Below are 16,491 nucleotides of genomic sequence, written 5' to 3'. Positions count from 1 at the left end.
CCATGCTTCGACCGTGCGGTGAGCCCGGCCAGTCATTGTCACTGCCCGTGGTCCGCGCTGCCGGCACGGCTGCGGGCCAATACCGGCGGGCCTTGCAGCATCGCCGGGAGGCCCGCCGCTAGGCGCTTGCAGGCCAGCCGGCGAGCAGGTCGCGCAGCCGGTTCAGGCCTTCGTCGAGCTCGGCCAGGTCCAGCGCGCCAAAGCCGAACATCAGCCCGGCCCGCGCCGGCTGGGCGTGGTAGAACGGTGCGAGCGGGTAGATGCCGAGGTCCATCAGCCGGGCCTGATAGCCGAGCGCCGCCGTGTCGATCGGCTGCCGCAACCAGGCCGTGAGGTGAAAGCCGGCCATCGGCACGATGGGCTGCAGCCAGTGTCCCAGATCGCCATCCAGCCTGGCCAGCAGCCGCTCGCGCCGTACCGCGTAGCGCTTGTGGCTGCGCCGCATGTGCCTGGCAAGCGCGCCGTCGCGCAGAAAGCGCACCAGCGCCTCCTGCCCCAGCGGGTAGGTGTACCAGTCGGACAGGTGCTTGGCCTTGCACAGCGCCAGGCGCAGGCCTGGCGGCATCACCAGATAGCCCAGGCGCAGCTCGGGGAATAGGGTCTTGGAGAAGCTGCCCACATAGGCCACCAGCCCGGCGCGATCGAGGTTCTGCAGCGATTCGAGCGGGCGCCCCTGATAACGGAATTCGCAGTCGTAATCGTCCTCGATGATCACCGCGCCGCGCGCCGCCGCCCATTCGAGCAGGGCAAGGCGGCGCGGCAGGCTCATCGGCATGCCGAGCGGGAACTGGTGCGAGGGCGTGACGTACACCAGCCGGGCGTCGTCCGGCAATTGCTCGACGCACAGCCCTTCGTCATCGACCGGCACGCCGACCAGGCGGGCGCCGTGCGACAGGAAGGCGGCACGCGCGGGCGGATAGCCCGGGTCTTCCATCGCCACCACCGCGCCGGGCTCGATCATCACGCGGCCGATCAGGTCGATCGCTTGCTGCGCGCCGTGGGTGACCATGATGTCCGCCGCCTCGCAGATGACTGCCCGCGTTGCCGCGAGCTGCCGCGCGATCAGTTCGCGCAGTGCGGGCAGGCCTTCCGGCGGTATCGCACCCATGTGGCTGGGCCGCCGCAGCGCATCGGCCACGCACTGGCGCCAGGCATCGGACAGCGCCGGCGGCCGGTCGGGTTGGCCGCCGCGAAAGTCATAGCGCGAGGCCTGTGCCGGCGCGCCCAGCAGCGGTGTATCCACGGTGGTCCAGCGTGCGAGCGGCACGATGGCGGCGGACCTGGCGCCAGGGCGGCCATCGGCCTGACGCCGCGCCAGATCGCTGACGAAGGTGCCGGCGCCCGCCTTGCCATGCAGCAGGCCCTTGCTGCGCAGCCGGTCGTAGGCCTCGGTCACGGTCTTGCGCGATACCTGGAACTGCTGCGCCAGCAGCCGGCTCGGCGGCAATTGCGCGCCGGCCTGCAGGCGCTGGCTCAGGATGGCGTCGCGCAGCTGGCGGTAGAGCTGGCCGACCAGGTCACGCTCGCCGTCGAAGTGCAGGTGCAGATCCATTGGTCTCCTTGAGTGTCGATGAATTGGCTATTTTCTCGCGCCACTTTGCGCATTATCGTTGGCTTGTCTGAAAACGGCGATTTTTGTCGGTATTGATCGCAACCTCATCCCTGGAGCCATGATGACCCCTCGATTCGACCTGTATGAAACCGGCCCGGCCGCTGTCAAAGCCATGCTGGGCCTGGAGGCCTATCTCTCACAATGTGGCCTGGACAAGCGCCTCATCGAGCTGATCAAGCTGCGCTGCTCGCAGATCAACGGCTGCGGTTTCTGCGTCGACATGCATGTGACGGAAGCCCGCAAGATCGGTGAGAGCGAGCGCCGCCTGCACGCCGTCGCCGTCTGGCGCATGACGCCTTTCTTCGATGCGCGCGAACGTGCCGTGCTGGCCTGGGCCGAGGCGATGACGTTGATCGCCCAATCGCATGCGACCGACGCGCTGTACGAGGAATTGCGCCAGCATTTCAGCGACAAGGAGGTCGTCGATCTGACCATGGCGGTCAACGCGATCAACGGCTGGAACCGCCTGGTGGCGGCGTCGCGCAAGCTGCCGGAGTAAGCCATGGCGATCCGGCGTGAATTCTTGCTGTGCCTGGCGGCGCTGGCGCTGACGTGTGGCGCTGCTGGTGCGCACGAAGCGGCGGCGACGGGCGAAAGCGTCGAGGTGCTGACGGTGCAGCCGTTGCCCGATGCGCCGCCCAAGCTCGCGACGCTGATCAGCGTCGGCTATGCGCCGGGGCAGGTCTCGGCGCCGCACCGGCATCCGGGATCGGTGCTCGCCTACGTGGTCGAGGGCGAGGTGGTGTCGCAACTGGGCGGACAGCCGCCACGCCACTACCGCGCCGGCCAGTTCTGGTACGAGCCGCCCGGCGCGGCCCATCTGCTGTCGCGCAATGCCAGCGCGGACAAGCCGGCGAGGCTGGTCGCCTGGCTGCTGTCCGAGCCCGGCGAGGCGCGGCGCCAGCCTCTGCCCGCCGACGATGCGCCGCAATAAACGACAACGCCACCGGTTGCGGTGGCGTTGTCGTGTTGGCGCTGCCGCTCAGGCAGATTCGATCAGCTTGACCTGACCGGGTCTACCCGACCGGATCAGGCCGACATGGCCAGCATCAGGCCATTGAGCCGCTTGACGAAGGCCGCCGGGTCTTCGAGTTGGCCGCCCTCGGCGAGCTGCGCCTGGTCGAGCAGGATGTGGCTCCAGTCGGCGAAGCGCTCGCCGTTCTGCTCGGCCTTGAGCTTCTGCACGATCATGTGGCTGGGATTGATCTCCAGCGTCGGCTTGACGCTGTCGATCTTCTGGCCGGCTTGCTTCAGCAGGCGCTCCAGGTGGCCGCTCATTGCGTGTTCCTCGACCACGAGGCACGATGCCGATTCGGTCAGGCGGTGGGTGATGCGCACTTCCTTCACGCGCTCGCCCAGCGCGGCCTGAATCTTGTCGGTCAGGTCCTTGTAGTCGTCAGCGGCCTTCTTCTGCTCTTCCTTCTCGCTCTCGTTTTCGAGTGAGCCCAGGTCGAGATCGCCCTTGGCGACCGATTGCAGCGACTTGCCGTCGTAGTCGAACAGGTTCGATACCAGCCACTCGTCGACGCGGTCGGACAGCAGCAGCACTTCGACGCCCTTCTTGCGGAAGACTTCGAGGTGCGGGCTGTTCTTCGCCGCGGCGAAGCTGTCGCCGGTGATGTAATAGATCTTGTCCTGGCCTTCCTTCATGCGGCCGATGTACTCGTCGAGGCTGACCACCTGCGCGTCGGTGTCGGCCTGCGTCGAGGCGAAGCGGCATAGCTTGGCGATCTTTTCCTTGTTCGATTGGTCTTCGCCGATGCCTTCCTTGAGCACGGTGCCGAATTCGCTCCAGAAGGTGGTGAACTTGTCCTGCTCGTTTTCGGCCAATTGGCCCAACAGATCGAGAACCTTCTTGGTGCAGCCGGCACGGATGGCGTCGATGTCCTTGCTGCCCTGCAGGATTTCACGCGACACGTTGAGCGGCAGGTCGGCGCTGTCAATCACACCGCGCACGAAGCGCAGGTAGTGCGGCAGCAGCTTGTCGGCGTCTTCCATGATGAACACGCGGCGCACGTAGAGCTTCACGCCATGGCGGCGCTCGCGGTCCCACATGTCGAACGGCGCGCGCTTGGGCACGTACAGCAGCTCGGTGTATTCCTGCCGGCCCTCTACGCGGGCGTGGCTCCAGGCCAGCGGCTCGTCGAAGTCATGGGCGACGTGCTTGTAGAACTCCTTGTACTGCTCCTCGTTGATGTCGTTCTTCGAGCGGGTCCACAGTGCCGATGCCTGGTTGACGGTTTCCTCGCCCTCTGCCGGCGTGATGTTGCCGTCCTTGTCGTAGCCGGCTTCCTTCTGCATCAGGATGGGCAGCGTGATGTGGTCGGAATACTTGCGCAGGATGCCCTTGAGGCGCCAGTCGTTGAGGAATTCATCCTCGCCCTCGCGCAGGTGCAGGGTCACCTCGGTACCGCGGCCGGGCTTGTCGACGTTCTCGATGGTGAAGTCGCCTTCACCACCCGATTCCCACTTCACGCCGTGCTCGGCGGTGAGACCGGCGCGGCGGGTGATCAGCGTGACGCGGTCGGCGATGATGAAGGACGAATAGAAGCCGACGCCGAACTGGCCGATCAGGTTGGCGTCCTTTTTCGAGTCGCCGGTCAGGTTCTCGAAGAAGGCGCGCGTGCCGGATTTGGCGATCGTGCCGATGTGGTCGACGACTTCCTGGCGGTTCATGCCGATGCCGTTGTCGCTGATCGTGACGGTGCGCGCGTCCTTGTCGTAGCTGACGCGGATCTTCAGCTCGGCGTCGGTTTCGAACAGCGCGCTGTCGCTCATTGCCTCGAAGCGCAGCTTGTCGCAGGCGTCGGATGCGTTGGAAACCAGTTCACGCAGGAAGATCTCCTTGTTCGAGTACAAGGAGTGGATCATCAGCTGCAGCAGTTGTTTGACTTCGGCCTGGAAGCCGAGTGTTTCTTTATTGGTGGTGGTCATCTCGGGATCACTCCGTGTGGTGTGTTGCGGAATGGTCCCAAATTGGGGGCGGCGACGGCAAATTACAAGAGCGGTCTGCCCTGGTGGCGAGGGATTGCTGCCCAAACGAGGTGGCGCAGGGCGCCGGCTGTGTCGCGTGGGTATCCGTTGGTCCACCCCATGGTGCTGGCCTGAAGCGGCGTGGCAGGGCGGCCTTACTAGTCGTCGGGCCTGATGGCGCGGCCGGGCGGCTGGTGCGGCTGTTGGCGCAGTATGCGCTGCCACACACGCCGTTGTACGTCATCTTTCCATTCCGCCAGCTGCAGCCCCCGAAAGTGCGGGCATTTGTCGGCTTTGTCGAGTCATGGTCTCTCCGGCCCGGCATGATGATGGCGGCACCATGAAAAACGGGCAGCCGAAGCTGCCCGCCAAGCCTTGCAACTGCAGTTTTGGTTATTGGCTCAGAATGACTTTCACGCTGCCGTCAACCGCCCCCTTTTCGATATAGCCGACCATATTGGGGTTGTCTGCAATCAGCTTCTTGACGTCCTTGTCGCCGCCGACTTCCTTCGGTGGCTGGCCCTTGCCGGTGAAGATCAGCTTGGACCAGTAGGCCTTGACCTGTGCTGCCGACTTGCCGGTCACCTTGGTATAGAAGTCTTCGCGAGCCGCCGAGCCTTCCGCCTGGTCGACCGGGATTGCCGGGCCGCCACCTGGGAAGTTGTTCGATTTTCCGAGGAAGATCTGCGACACCTGGTCGCCGCTCAGGTTGCCCACGGGGCTCTTGGCGCTGACGATCACGGCGATTTCCGCCTGCGCTGCCTGCGCTCCCATTGCAAGGGCAAAGCCGATGAGGGCGGTACGGATAATTTTAGTTTTCATTTGCCATCCCTCCACTTAGAACACAAAGTCAACAGCAAGACTGAAGACGTTGACTTTCTTGCCGGCGTCGAATCCGGGTTGCTGCTCGGTGAAGGTGTTGCCTGCACCGTTGTTGTCGAAGCTCACGCGATCCCACTGCATCTTGAGATCGACGTTCTTCATGAAGTCATAGCGAAGCCCCAGGCCGATGTCCTTCTGTGCATAGGACGCAGCGTAAAGCAGGTTGTTTACGCCGGCATTGGCTCCGTTCGCACCGGCATTGATCTGTGCCGCGCTGGCGTTGTAGCCGTCAATGGCGCCCGATAGCGGCGGGACGGAGACAGGCAGCTGCGTGATGCTGGTCGCGGCCGACGCGCCGGATACGTGGATCTCGCTATCCGTCTTCAGGCGCGAGTAGGTGGCGAAAGGCGTGAACTTGCCGATACGCATGCCGCCCGAGAGGTACCAGCCCGTGGTGTCTGCCACGAAGGACTTGGTCTTGCGCTGGGTGAATTCACCTTGAACGAACCAGTTGCCCGGGTCGTAGGTCGCGCCGATGCCGGAGAAGGTCGCATCCTTATCCTTCGCTTCGAGGTCGTCGATCACGCCTTGTGCGCTGCTGGCCATGGCACCGGCCGATGCCGCAGCTGCTTGTGCGCTGCTTGCCGTAGCCTGCAATGCCGGCACCAGTCCGGCAGGTGTCGTGGGTGCTGCCGCTGCTGCGGCTGCACCGGCGGCGATGCGGGTAGCGCCTGCGGCAAGCGCCGTCGCATTGGTGTTGAGGCTGCGATAGCCGTTGAACAACTGGTTCAGCGTGTCGCCGACATAGTCGAGCTTGGTGCGCACATAGCCCGCACGGAAGCTCAGGGCGCCATACTCGAAGGTGCCGTTGACGCCGGCGGTATTCTTGGCCTTGGCTTCGTTGATGCCGAGCGAGGAAGGGATCTTGTCCTTGGCGCTGCCGTAATAGGTCTGGATCGATGCGCTGGCGTCGCCGAAATTGGCCCGGTACATCAGGTCGCCACCGTTCAGGCTGGTAAAGGCCACCTGGAAGTAGGTCTCGACCGGAGTCCTGACCCATGGGTAGGTGTAACCAACCTTGCGCGAATCCGACAGCATGAACACCGGCAGTGCCATGCGTCCGCCGCGAATGCTGAGATCGGGCGTGATGTTGTACTTGACGTTTGCCCATTCGACCGACGGCGCGAAGGTCTTGTCATACTGGCGTTCCGACACCAGTTGCACGACGGCAGCCAGCTTGTCGGTCAGTGCCAGATCACCCTGCAGGCCGAGGCGGCTGTCGACGCCTGGGTCCCAGTCATGGGAATAGCCCGCGCCTGTGGGCTGCTTGAGGCCATTGCGATAATCAGTCTGGTCCTGGTTGGTGTGCACCACCGCCAACGTGCCAAACCCTCTCAACTTGAAGGTTGGATTGCCGTCATCAGCGGCGGCAAGCGATGGCAGCTGCAGCAGCGCCGCGCTGACTGCAATGGTAAGTAGTTTCTGTTTCATGTGGCTCCTCCTTGTTATGACTCCGCAAACCGGCTGGCCGTGTCTGCCACGACATGCTTGCCGTACGGTGCCGCAAGCTGCGGTGCGGGGTGAGCGCCACCCCGCACTGCGCATGTCTTACTGGGTCAGCACAACCTTGACGCTGCCATCCACCGAGCTCTTTTCGATGTAGCCGATGGCGCCGGGATTTTCGGCAAGCGCTTTCTTCACTGCGCCGTCACCCGATACTTCCTTGGGTGGCTGGCCCTTGCCGGTAAAAATCAGCTTGGACCAATACGCCTTGACCTGCGCCGCCGACTTGCCGGTGACCTTGGTATAGAACTCTTCGCGGGTTGCCGCACCTTCCGCCTGATCGATCGGCGTGGCCTGGCCGCCACCGGGGAAGTTGTTCGACTTGCCCAGGAAAATCTGCGAGACCTGGTCGGCACTCAGGTTGCCGACAGCGCTCTTGGCACTGACCACAACCGCAATTTCAGCCTGTGCCGCCTGGGTGCCCAGGAGCAGAACCAGTGTCGCGAGGGTGGTACGGATCATTTTGCTAGTCATTTTCCATCCCTCCTCTTAGAACACGAAGTCAACGGCGAGGCTGAACAGGTCGATCTTGTCGTTGCTGTTGAAGCCTTGCTGGACATTGATCAGCGTGTTGCCGTAGGGTGCGCCATCAACCTTGAGGCGGTCCCACTGCAGCTTGACATCGACGTTCTTCATGAAGTCGTAGCGCACGCCCAGCGCGACATCCTTCTGGGCATAGGCGGCGTTGGACAGCATCGCATTGAGGCCGCCGTTGAGCGCGCCGATGGTCGCTGCTACCGATGCGGGCAGGCCGGCAGTACCGACGCCCTGGGCGCTGGTCTCGCTGTCCGCCTTCAGGCGCGAATAGCTGGCGTATGGCGTGAATTTGCCAATGCGTGCGCCGCCGGTGACGTAGTAGCCCGTGGTATCGGAGAGGAAGGAGTCGACCTTGCGTTTGGTGTATTCACCCTGAACGAACCAGCTGCCCGGATCGATCATCACGCCGATCCCGGCAAAGGTGCCCAGCTTGTCGTGTGCCTCGTACTGGTCGAGGATCTCCTGCGCCTGGCCACGGTAGAGGCCAGGCAGCAGCGGATTGTTGGCTACGGCGCGGAAGCCGCCGAAGATGGTGTCCGGCGCCGTGCCGGTGTAGTCGACCTTGCTGCGTGCATAGCCCAGGCGCACGCTGGCGGGGCCATATTCAAACAGCGCGTTGAACGCAGCGGTGTTGGAGCCATCCACCTCGTTGACACCACGATCGGAAGGCAGCTTGGCCTGGGTCTTGCCGGCGGTGGCCTGCAGCGAGGTGGCGAGGTCGCCCACGTTCAGACGGTAGTTGACGTCGATACCATTGAGGGACGAGAACGGGATCTGTGCATACACTTCCACCGGCGTTCTGACCCAAGGGTTGGCGTAACCAACCTTGCGGTATTCGGACAGCATGAACATGGGCAGCGCAACGCGACCGCCGCGGACCGATAGATCCGGAGTGACCTGGTATTTGAAGTTTGCCCATTCAACGTTGGGCTTGAACGTCTTGTCGTAGTTGCGCTCGGAAATCAGCTGGACAACGGCGGACAGTTTGTCGTTGAGCGTCAGGTCCCCTTGCAGGCCAAGCCGGGTGTCCAGGCCGAGATCCCAAGCACGGGTGTGGCCGGCGCCCGATGGCTGGAACAGGCTGTTGCGGTAATCGGCTTGGTCCTGGCTGCTATGAGTGACGCCCACGGTACCAAAGCCACGCAGCTTGAAGGACGTGGAGCTGTCCTCCGCGTGCGAGAGCAGTGGCAGCATCAGCAAGGCTGAGCCGACTGCGGCAGCAATTAGATTTCGGTTCATGTGAGACCTCCGTTGAATCGTTTCAGTGGTGGGCAATAAGCCACCATCGTGCCCTGATGGGCTCGTTGTTATTGTGTTACCAGTGGGACTGCGATTTGCACGCGCTGCGGATGGGGTCTTGTGGGCCCCGTTGCAGCAGTGATTGTTATGTTTTGAAATGCTCGGCAATCTCTTTCAGATTTGCCGTCAGTGTCTTGATGTTGGTGCTGATGTGCGCCAACTTTTCGCCCTGTTCTGCCGTGGTGCCAGAAATGCGATGGAGATTGGCCATCTGCTGGCTGATGTCGTTGGACGCGCGCTGTTGCTCGTCCGTCGACGCCGCGATGGTCTGGTTCATATTGCTGATGGTGCCGACCTTGGTCGAGATTGCCTGCAGCGTTTCGCCCGAGCCGGTTACCTGTTCCACGGTTTTTTCCGCCTCGCGCTGGCTGTTCATGATCACGTCGACGACCGAGGTGGTGGTTTGCTGCAGTTGATTCACGATCTGGAAGATCTTGGCTGTCGATTCCTGCGTGCGTACCGCCATCGAGCGGACCTCGTCGGCAACCACCGCAAAACCGCGCCCATGCTCGCCGGCACGTGCGGCTTCGATCGCCGCATTGAGTGCAAGCAGGTTGGTCTGGGTCGAAATATCCTTGATCACGTCGACCACGACGTTGATCTGCTGGCTGTCCTGTTCCAGCTTTTGCAGCGTGAACGATGCATCGTTGACACGGCTCGCAAGGTCGTTGATGCGGTCGATGGTGGTGCGGATATTGGCCAAGCCGCTGCCTGCGGCGCTGTCGGCCTCGTTGGCGGCAGACGACGCCGATGCGGCGCTGCTTGCCACCTGCTCGATCTGCAGGCCCATGCCATCGATCTGTCCGGCCACTTGGCTGATGACACGTTTTTCCTCGGTGATGCAGGTATCGGTCTTTTCGACAATGTCTGCCATTTCGCCGGTCATGTCGCCAAGTGTCCGCACCGACTCAACGAGTTGCCGGATGTCGCCATGCAGCTTGTCGACAAAGCTGTTGAACCACTTCACCAGTTCGCCGATCTCATCGGACGACTGCTGCGGGATGCGGCGGCGCAAGTCGCCCTCACCCTGCGCGATATCCTTGAGCGAGGTCACGACATTGTCGACATTGCGCTTGATCGAGAACGACACGAACAGGCTCAGGATGATGGAGGTTGCCACTGCCACCGCCGCGCCAATGAAACCGACTACCAGCGCCTGGTTGGAAGACTTGGAGGTGTCGTCCACGGTTATCGTGAAGCGCTTGTAGCTGGTATCGCGGAATTTGTTGAGGTGATTGCGGTAGGAGTCGAGCTTGGCGCCCATCCCCTTGATCGTGTCCTGATTGGGCGCCTGGCCGGACAGCATGCCGGCGGACAGCGCCTTGGCCGCACCGTAATAGCCCTCGAATTCGGTGGCCAGCTGGGCGGCTTCGGAGGCGTGGTCGTGATCGGCCTTCTTGATCTTGTCGAGATTGGCGCGAACCTTCGTCGCCAGTTCGTCGGCACCGCCGAGTGCATCCTTTTCGCCTGACGCCACTGCGGCGTTCAGGGTGCCGATGATGCTGTCGAGCAGCGAGACATTGTTATTTGCAGCTTCAAGCGTAGGAAACAGCACGTCGCGAATGGTCTCGACGCGAGTGTTGTTCTCGCTGGACACGTTGAAGTTGTAAGCAAGATAGAGCACGAAACACAGTGCGCCAATCAGTGGAGCAAGCAAAATCTTTTGAAGGAGCGGCAGCTTCGACAGTAGCTTCATATGAACAACACCTGAGTTGAGATCCCGTTGTTTGGCGCGTTTCTATTTGGTGTAGGCGGCGGAGCAAGCCTAGTCAAGGTCTTGATGTGAATATTAGCAGATTCGGAAATAGCCATTCAACTTAATCTGAGTACTTACTCTTATATTTTCCACCGCAGTCGTGTTAGTTGACATACCTGTTGGTATGTTAATACCATCCCGATCGGTATGTTATTGAGGTAAAACAATGCCCGCACAATTGTCTTCCCTGCTGCTCGGCGTGCTGCGGACGCTTGCTGCTGAGCGCTCGCTGGATCAGATCGGCTATGGCGATGTGGCTGCTGGCGCGGGGGTGCCCTGGCAGACCGTGCGGCGCGTACTCGGCCCGCGCGAGTCGTTTGCGGCGCTGCTGGCCGATAGCGGGGATGGTGGGTTCGATACCCGTTCCAAGATTCTGGCGGCGGCCGGCAAGGTATTCGCACAGAAGGGCTATGGAGGGGCGTCGCTGGATGCCGTTGCAGCCGAAGCGGGGCTGACCAAGGGAGCGATCTACTGGAATTTCTCGAGCAAGGCAGATTTATTTTTTGCCTTGCTCGATGTCCGCTTCAAGCGCTCGGTCGATTCCTTGCCGTTGCTGATGCAGGCGGCAGTCGCTGCAGAGGACAAGAAGCAGGGGCTGACACAACTGGTTGAAAACGTCTGGCAGGAAGGGACCGTCGACCCCGATTGGCCGCAACTGTTTCTCGAATTCATGACACAGGCCCGCGACCCGGAGACGCGCGAGCGATTGGCCAGGGTCTACCGGGAAGGCTATGCCGTATCGGAAAAAGCGACCGCCATCCTGAAAAAGACGGGCCAGACCGCACCAGAGCTTGATGGCAAGGTCGTCGCGGTGTTCTGGAGTGCGCTGCTCGACGGCTTGATGCTGGCCAATCTGGTTGACCCGGAGGGCCTCGATATCGGCAATTTGCTGCCAAAACTGATTGACGTTGTCTGGCACGGCTTGGCGCCTGATGCCCAGCGGAAAAGCGTGCAGGCATCCCACGAGGATGCCAATAAGAAATCGAAAACAGCCTGACCCAGCAGCCGTGATCCGGCCGCCGATCATAGGAGAGATGTCACATGGCAAAGAAGTCCAAATTTGTGCTGAGCGTGCTCGTCGCGCTTGGCCTGGCTGGCGGAAGCGTGTTGTTGCTCGGCAAACAGCAGCCAGCCACTCCGTCGGCGCATGACAAGCAGGCCGAGCGCCCAAGCCAGATCGAGCTGGCGGCGGCTGATGTGGCGCTCGCGGAAATGGGGGCGTTTCGCCGCACATTGATGTTGAGCGGCAGCCTGCAGGCCGTACAGGAAACCACTGTGTCGTCCGAAGTCGCCGGTAAGGCATCGTCGGTCAATGTGCGCGAGGGAGATCGCGTCGAGAAAGGCCAGGTCCTGGCCGTGCTCGATGATGTGGAAGCCCGCCAGCGGCTGAACGAGCGCGTGGCGAACTGGGAGAGTCTCAAGGCGGAACTCGATCTTGCGGAGAAGAACCGCCTGCAAAACGAGTCGCTGCTCAGGCAGGGTTTCATTTCGCAAGAGGCATTCGACCGTGTGGAGAACAGCTCGGCGGTCAAGCGTGCCGAGTTGAAAGCGCGGCTTGCACAAGTTGAGCTGGCGCGGAAGTCCTTGGGCGACAACATCATTCGTGCGCCCATGGCGGGCTTCGTTTCGGCACGGGAGGTGCAGCCGGGGCAACAGGTCGTGGCGAACGCCAGGCTGTTTGGCATCGTTGATTTGTCCGTGCTGGAATTCGTCGCCGCCGTGCCGGCAGCCGACATTGCCCATGTCAAGGTAGGGCAGGTCGTCAAGCTGAAGGTGGATGGCTATGACAGCCAGCCTTATGACGGCCGCGTCGACCGTATCAATCCAAGTGCCCAGGCGGGCACTCGTTCGGTGCCTGTCTATATCCGCGTGCAGAATGCCGGCCAGCTGCTGAGAACGGGCCTGTTTGCCCGTGGGGAGCTGCTGCTGGACGAGAACCCGCGTGCGTTGACGATTCCACGTGCGGCGGTCGTCGATGAGCGCGGCCAGAACAAGGTCTGGCTGGTTCAGCATGGCCGGCTTGCCAAGCGTGACGTCTCCCTTGGGCTGTTCGACGAACGCTCAGGCAAGGTCGAGGTGCTGAAGGGCATCCAGCCCGGGGAAACCGTCGTGTTGGCGCGCCTGGCGGACACTGCCCAGGGCATCAGTGTGAAAATGCCGGCTGGCGCACGGTAGAGCGGGGGCTGACATCATGTGGTTGACCAGAATCAGCGTAAAGAATCCCGTTTTCGCCACCATGCTGATGGCGGCACTCGCCGTTTTGGGCTTGTTCGCCTATTTCCAGCTGCGCATCGAGAACATGCCCGATGTGTCGTTGCCAGCCGTCATCGTGCAGGCCAACTATCCGGGCGCCTCGCCGGAAATCGTCGAAAACGATGTGTCGCGGCCCATCGAGGAATCCGTCAACGGCATTTCCGGCATCAAGCTGTTGCGCTCGCGTTCGTTTGAAGGCGTGTCGCTGCTGATCGTCGAGTTCAATCTTGACGTCAAGGCGGACTGGGCCTTGCAGCAGGTGCGAGACAAGGTGGCATTGGTGCGCCCGACCTTGAGGGATGGCGTCAAGGAGCCAACAGTCGAGCTGCAGAACCCGGACGACCAGCCGGTGATCTCGCTCTCGGTGACCTCGCCCGCCCGCTCGCAACGCGAGGTCACCATGCTTGCCAAGCAGGTGGTGCAGAAGAAGCTGCAGTCCATCCCCGGTGTCGGTAAGGTCGAGGTCGTTGGTGGCGTCGAGCGCGAGGTGCGCATCCTGCTGAACCCCGAGCGCATGAAGGCGATGGGGGTCTCGGTTGAGGATGTCGTCAACACGATTCGCGAAGAAAACATCGAGTATCCGCTCGGCACGGTGACGGTCGGCGCCGGCGACAAGCTGGTGCAGATACGGGCACGCCTCAAGGATGCCGGCCAGTTCCGCGGCTTGATCGTCTCCAGCCGCAGCGGCACGTCGATCCGGCTCGATCAGGTGGCCGAGATCGAAGATGGCCAGCATGATATGGAGTCGGTTGCGCTCGTGAACGGCAAGCCGGCGGTATCGATCGATATCCGCAAGTCAACCGGCACCAATGTCGTCGAGCTGTCCGACAATATTCGTCAGGCAATGGATGCGTTACGCGAGCGCCTGCCTGCCGATGTGCAGGTGGCCGTGCTGAGTGACTCCACCGATGCCATCAAGACCATGCTGGCAGACGTCAAGCGCACGCTGATCGAGGGGGCCCTGCTGACCGTGGTGATCGTGCTGCTGTTCCTCGGGTCCTGGCGCAGCACGGTGATTACCGGGCTGACCTTGCCGGTATCCCTGATTGGCGCATTCTTTGCGCTGCAGGCATTTGGCTTCACCATCAACAGCTTGACGATGATTGCCATGTCCTTGTGCATCGGACTGTTGATCGACGACGCGATCGTCGTGCGCGAGAACATCTCGCGCCACGCCGCCATGGGCAAGGGGCCGATTCGTGCAGCGCTCGATGGCACCGAAGAAATTGGCATGGCGGTGCTCGGCACGACGCTGACGATCGTCGCGGTATTCCTGCCCGTCGCTTTCATGGGCGGGGTGATCGGCCGCTTCTTCTTCCAGTTCGGCGTGACGGTCTCCGCCGCGGTGCTGATCTCGATGCTGGTCAGCTTCACCCTGGACCCGATGCTGTCCAGCGTGTGGTATGACCCGACCGGGGGGCATGGCCATGCCATTGGGGGCCCGCTCGGGCGCCTGCTGAATTGGTTCGAGCGCCGCCTCGATGCCCTGACCGACTTCTATGAACGCGCCATCCACTGGTCCCTGAGCTGGCGCAAGACAACACTGGCCATTGCGCTCGGCAGCTTTGTGCTGGCCATTGCGATTCTTGGCAAGGTGGGGGGCGAGTTTGTTCCGGACGACGATACCGACTCCTTGTATATGGAATTCGAGACGCCGGTCGGCTCCTCGCTCGAGTATTCGCGCGCCAAGGCACAGCAGATTGCCGCCGCCATGGCCGAGTACCCGGAGGTCAAGCGTACTTATATCTCCGTCAACGGCGGGCCCTGGTCTTCCCGCAACTTGTTGAGCGCATCGATCACACTGACACCCAAAAAGGAGCGCAGCGTCGACCACAAGGCACTGCGCAAATCCCTGCGCGAGCGGCTGGCCAAGATCGGCGGTATCAAGGCTGCCGGCGGCGGCAATATGCCGCTCTACCTGTCGATCCAGGGCGGCGATCTGGACGAGTTGAAGCGCTTGTCCGATGAGGTCACCACCATGCTGCACGGCATTCAAGGCGTGGTCGACATCAAGAGTAGTCTGGATGACAAGAAGCCTGTCCTGCTGGTCGATGTCAAACGTGAGGAAGCGCAGGACCTCGGCCTGAACCCCGGGCGTATCGGCGCGTTGCTGCGGCCATTGATGGCAGGCCAGGCTGTCAGCATCTGGCAGGCGCCGGATGGCGAAAACTATGACGTTAACGTCAAGGTGCCCGACAGCATGCGCGCAAGCCCCCTGGATATGGCCCGGTTACCGCTCGCGGTGCGCACCGAGAACGGTCGACCGTGGATGATCGAGCTCGGCCAGGTGGCCGACCTCAAGCAAAGCGCTGCGCAAACACAGATCAAGCGTAGTTCGTTGTCGCGTGAAGTCACTATCCTCGCGGGAGTCGAAGGGCGCCCCCTGGGTGACATCGTCGGTGAGATGCAAGCCGGGCTCAAGAAGGTCAAGATGCCGGTTGGCTACAAGCTCGAGACCCGTGGCGACGCGCAGGCGATGCAGGAATCCGCAGGCCATGCTGGCAAGGCCATGGCGCTGGCCATCCTGTTCATCTATGGCATCCTGGCCACGCAGTTCCGCAGCTTCCTGCAACCGTTCGCCATCATGAGCTCGTTGCCGCTGGCACTGATCGGCGTGGCCCTGGGCTTGTTCCTGACAGGGAGCACGCTCAACATCATGTCCATGATCGGCATCATCATGTTGATGGGGCTCGTCACCAAGAACGCCATTCTGCTCATCGACTTCACCAAGCAGTCGATGGAAGAAGGAATGTCGCGCCACGACGCAATCGTTGCCGCTGGGCGTATCCGCCTGCGCCCCATCTTGATGACGACCGGGGCCATGGTGCTGGGCATGCTGCCAGTTGCCGTGAGCAAGGATATGGGAGATGGGTATGCGTCGATGGCCAACGCGGTGATCGGCGGCGTCCTGGCATCCACGCTGCTGACCCTGGTGGTGGTGCCCGTGGTCTTTACCTATCTTGATACATTGGGGAACTGGTTCAAGGCCAAGCTCTCCTCGACAAGGCCACCACAGCCTATTGGAGAAGAAGCATGTTCGAAGTAAATGGCGCTGCTTCTGCCGCACAGGTAGATTACGACTCCCTCGCCAAGCAGCTCAACAGCCTGCTCGGGAATGAACGGGATTTCATCGCCAACAGCGCACAGTTCTCCGCTTTCATCTATCAAGTATTGCCCGAGCTGAACTGGGCCGGCTTCTATCTGTTTGACGGGCAAGAACTGGTGCTCGGCCCGTTCCAGGGCAAGGTTGCCTGCGTGCGCATCGCACTGGGGTGCGGTGTGTGCGGCGCGGCTGCGCAACAGCGAGAGACGATCGTGGTTCCCGACGTTCATGCCTTCCCCGGCCATATTGCTTGCGATAGCGCATCCAGGGCGGAAATCGTGCTCCCCATCGTAGTGGAAGGTCGCCTGCTGGGCGTGTTTGACATCGATAGTCCGGTGCATGGCCGCTTCAATAGTGAAGATGCACTCGGTTTGCAGGCGTTGTTAGCTATATATGTCGCGTCAACGGGCTTTCCCAAGCATTGAAATTGAAATATGCCGTCAAGAACCAGCCTTCCGGGCTGGTTTTTTATTGCCACGTAAACCAGGGAAGGGTGATGTGATACCGCTGTGAGAAAATACATTTCAATAAAATCAATCGGATATCAAATTTCTATAGGTTTTTCACCGAAAT

13 protein-coding genes are annotated in these 16,491 nt (G+C 61.7%); 6 read left to right on the top strand and 7 right to left on the bottom strand.

What is annotated here, in order from left to right:
* Positions 1-118: 118 nt before the first annotated feature.
* Positions 119-1,552 carry a PLP-dependent aminotransferase family protein gene (locus ABWL39_RS20175; protein ID WP_367795820.1) on the bottom strand — a complete coding sequence of 478 codons (1,434 nt, stop codon included), beginning with the start codon at positions 1,550-1,552 and terminating at the stop codon, positions 119-121.
* A gap of 121 nt (positions 1,553-1,673) precedes the next feature.
* On the opposite strand from ABWL39_RS20175, the gene ABWL39_RS20170 reads away from it, so the two are divergent.
* Both ABWL39_RS20170 and ABWL39_RS20165 read left to right on the top strand, forming a co-directional pair.
* Positions 1,674-2,111, top strand: a complete 438-nt coding sequence (locus tag ABWL39_RS20170; protein ID WP_367795870.1) for a carboxymuconolactone decarboxylase family protein — start codon at positions 1,674-1,676, stop codon at positions 2,109-2,111.
* Between the two features lie 3 nt (positions 2,112-2,114).
* Positions 2,115-2,546, top strand: a complete 432-nt coding sequence (locus tag ABWL39_RS20165) for a cupin domain-containing protein (protein WP_367795818.1) — start codon at positions 2,115-2,117, stop codon at positions 2,544-2,546.
* 95 nt (positions 2,547-2,641) lie between these two features.
* Here ABWL39_RS20165 and htpG read toward each other — a convergent pair whose 3' ends face one another.
* The 6 genes from htpG to ABWL39_RS20135 all read right to left on the bottom strand — a co-directional run bounded on the left by htpG (position 2,642) and on the right by ABWL39_RS20135 (position 10,502).
* Entirely contained in the window at positions 2,642-4,546 is a 1,905-nt protein-coding gene (gene htpG, locus ABWL39_RS20160; RefSeq protein ID WP_367795816.1) for a molecular chaperone HtpG, read from the bottom strand.
* 432 nt (positions 4,547-4,978) lie between these two features.
* The gene (locus ABWL39_RS20155; protein ID WP_367795814.1) at positions 4,979-5,407 is read right to left on the bottom strand and encodes a phosphate ABC transporter substrate-binding protein; all 429 of its coding nucleotides are present in this window, start codon (positions 5,405-5,407) and stop codon (positions 4,979-4,981) included.
* Positions 5,408-5,422: 15 nt separating this feature from the next.
* The gene (locus ABWL39_RS20150) at positions 5,423-6,898 is read right to left on the bottom strand and encodes a hypothetical protein (protein ID WP_367795812.1); all 1,476 of its coding nucleotides are present in this window, start codon (positions 6,896-6,898) and stop codon (positions 5,423-5,425) included.
* A gap of 117 nt (positions 6,899-7,015) precedes the next feature.
* Positions 7,016-7,432, bottom strand: a complete 417-nt coding sequence (locus ABWL39_RS20145) for a phosphate ABC transporter substrate-binding protein (protein ID WP_367795810.1) — start codon at positions 7,430-7,432, stop codon at positions 7,016-7,018.
* A 27-nt stretch (positions 7,433-7,459) separates the two neighbouring features.
* Positions 7,460-8,746, bottom strand: coding sequence for a porin (locus tag ABWL39_RS20140; RefSeq protein WP_367795808.1), 1,287 nt, complete (start codon positions 8,744-8,746; stop codon positions 7,460-7,462).
* A 145-nt stretch (positions 8,747-8,891) separates the two neighbouring features.
* Positions 8,892-10,502, bottom strand: a complete 1,611-nt coding sequence (locus ABWL39_RS20135; protein ID WP_367795806.1) for a methyl-accepting chemotaxis protein — start codon at positions 10,500-10,502, stop codon at positions 8,892-8,894.
* Between the two features lie 226 nt (positions 10,503-10,728).
* Between ABWL39_RS20135 and ABWL39_RS20130 the strand changes: the two genes are divergently transcribed.
* Genes ABWL39_RS20130 through ABWL39_RS20115 form a run of 4 tightly spaced genes read left to right on the top strand, consistent with a single transcriptional unit; the run spans position 10,729 to position 16,343 of the window.
* Positions 10,729-11,559 (top strand): TetR/AcrR family transcriptional regulator, encoded by an 831-nt coding sequence (locus ABWL39_RS20130; protein ID WP_367795804.1) that lies wholly within the window; start codon positions 10,729-10,731, stop codon positions 11,557-11,559.
* Positions 11,560-11,603: 44 nt separating this feature from the next.
* Positions 11,604-12,737 (top strand): efflux RND transporter periplasmic adaptor subunit, encoded by a 1,134-nt coding sequence (locus ABWL39_RS20125; RefSeq protein WP_367795802.1) that lies wholly within the window; start codon positions 11,604-11,606, stop codon positions 12,735-12,737.
* A 16-nt stretch (positions 12,738-12,753) separates the two neighbouring features.
* Entirely contained in the window at positions 12,754-15,861 is a 3,108-nt protein-coding gene (locus tag ABWL39_RS20120) for an efflux RND transporter permease subunit (RefSeq protein ID WP_367795799.1), read from the top strand.
* Positions 15,849-16,343, top strand: a complete 495-nt coding sequence (locus tag ABWL39_RS20115) for a GAF domain-containing protein (RefSeq protein ID WP_367795796.1) — start codon at positions 15,849-15,851, stop codon at positions 16,341-16,343. Before ABWL39_RS20120 ends, ABWL39_RS20115 begins: the two co-directional genes overlap by 13 nt.
* The last annotated feature ends 148 nt before the right edge of the window (positions 16,344-16,491 follow it).

It is taken from the genome of Chitinivorax sp. PXF-14, from assembly GCF_040812015.1.
Classification (GTDB): Bacteria; Pseudomonadota; Gammaproteobacteria; order Burkholderiales; family SCOH01; genus JBFNXJ01.
The sequence above is the reverse complement of the archived record's forward strand: the minus strand, read 5'-3'. Positions and strand labels throughout refer to the sequence as shown.

Excerpts from the sequence above, each read along its gene's own strand:
- ABWL39_RS20175 (WP_367795820.1), bottom strand. The coding sequence starts at position 1,552 with ATGGATCTGCACCTGCACTTCGACGGCGAGCGTGACCTGGTCGGCCAG.
- ABWL39_RS20170 (WP_367795870.1), top strand. The coding sequence starts at position 1,674 with ATGACCCCTCGATTCGACCTGTATGAAACCGGCCCGGCCGCTGTCAAA.
- ABWL39_RS20165 (WP_367795818.1), top strand. The coding sequence starts at position 2,115 with ATGGCGATCCGGCGTGAATTCTTGCTGTGCCTGGCGGCGCTGGCGCTG.
- htpG (WP_367795816.1), bottom strand. The coding sequence starts at position 4,546 with ATGACCACCACCAATAAAGAAACACTCGGCTTCCAGGCCGAAGTCAAA.
- ABWL39_RS20155 (WP_367795814.1), bottom strand. The coding sequence starts at position 5,407 with ATGAAAACTAAAATTATCCGTACCGCCCTCATCGGCTTTGCCCTTGCA.
- ABWL39_RS20150 (WP_367795812.1), bottom strand. The coding sequence starts at position 6,898 with ATGAAACAGAAACTACTTACCATTGCAGTCAGCGCGGCGCTGCTGCAG.
- ABWL39_RS20145 (WP_367795810.1), bottom strand. The coding sequence starts at position 7,432 with ATGATCCGTACCACCCTCGCGACACTGGTTCTGCTCCTGGGCACCCAG.
- ABWL39_RS20140 (WP_367795808.1), bottom strand. The coding sequence starts at position 8,746 with ATGAACCGAAATCTAATTGCTGCCGCAGTCGGCTCAGCCTTGCTGATG.
- ABWL39_RS20135 (WP_367795806.1), bottom strand. The coding sequence starts at position 10,502 with ATGAAGCTACTGTCGAAGCTGCCGCTCCTTCAAAAGATTTTGCTTGCT.
- ABWL39_RS20130 (WP_367795804.1), top strand. The coding sequence starts at position 10,729 with ATGCCCGCACAATTGTCTTCCCTGCTGCTCGGCGTGCTGCGGACGCTT.
- ABWL39_RS20125 (WP_367795802.1), top strand. The coding sequence starts at position 11,604 with ATGGCAAAGAAGTCCAAATTTGTGCTGAGCGTGCTCGTCGCGCTTGGC.
- ABWL39_RS20120 (WP_367795799.1), top strand. The coding sequence starts at position 12,754 with ATGTGGTTGACCAGAATCAGCGTAAAGAATCCCGTTTTCGCCACCATG.
- ABWL39_RS20115 (WP_367795796.1), top strand. The coding sequence starts at position 15,849 with ATGTTCGAAGTAAATGGCGCTGCTTCTGCCGCACAGGTAGATTACGAC.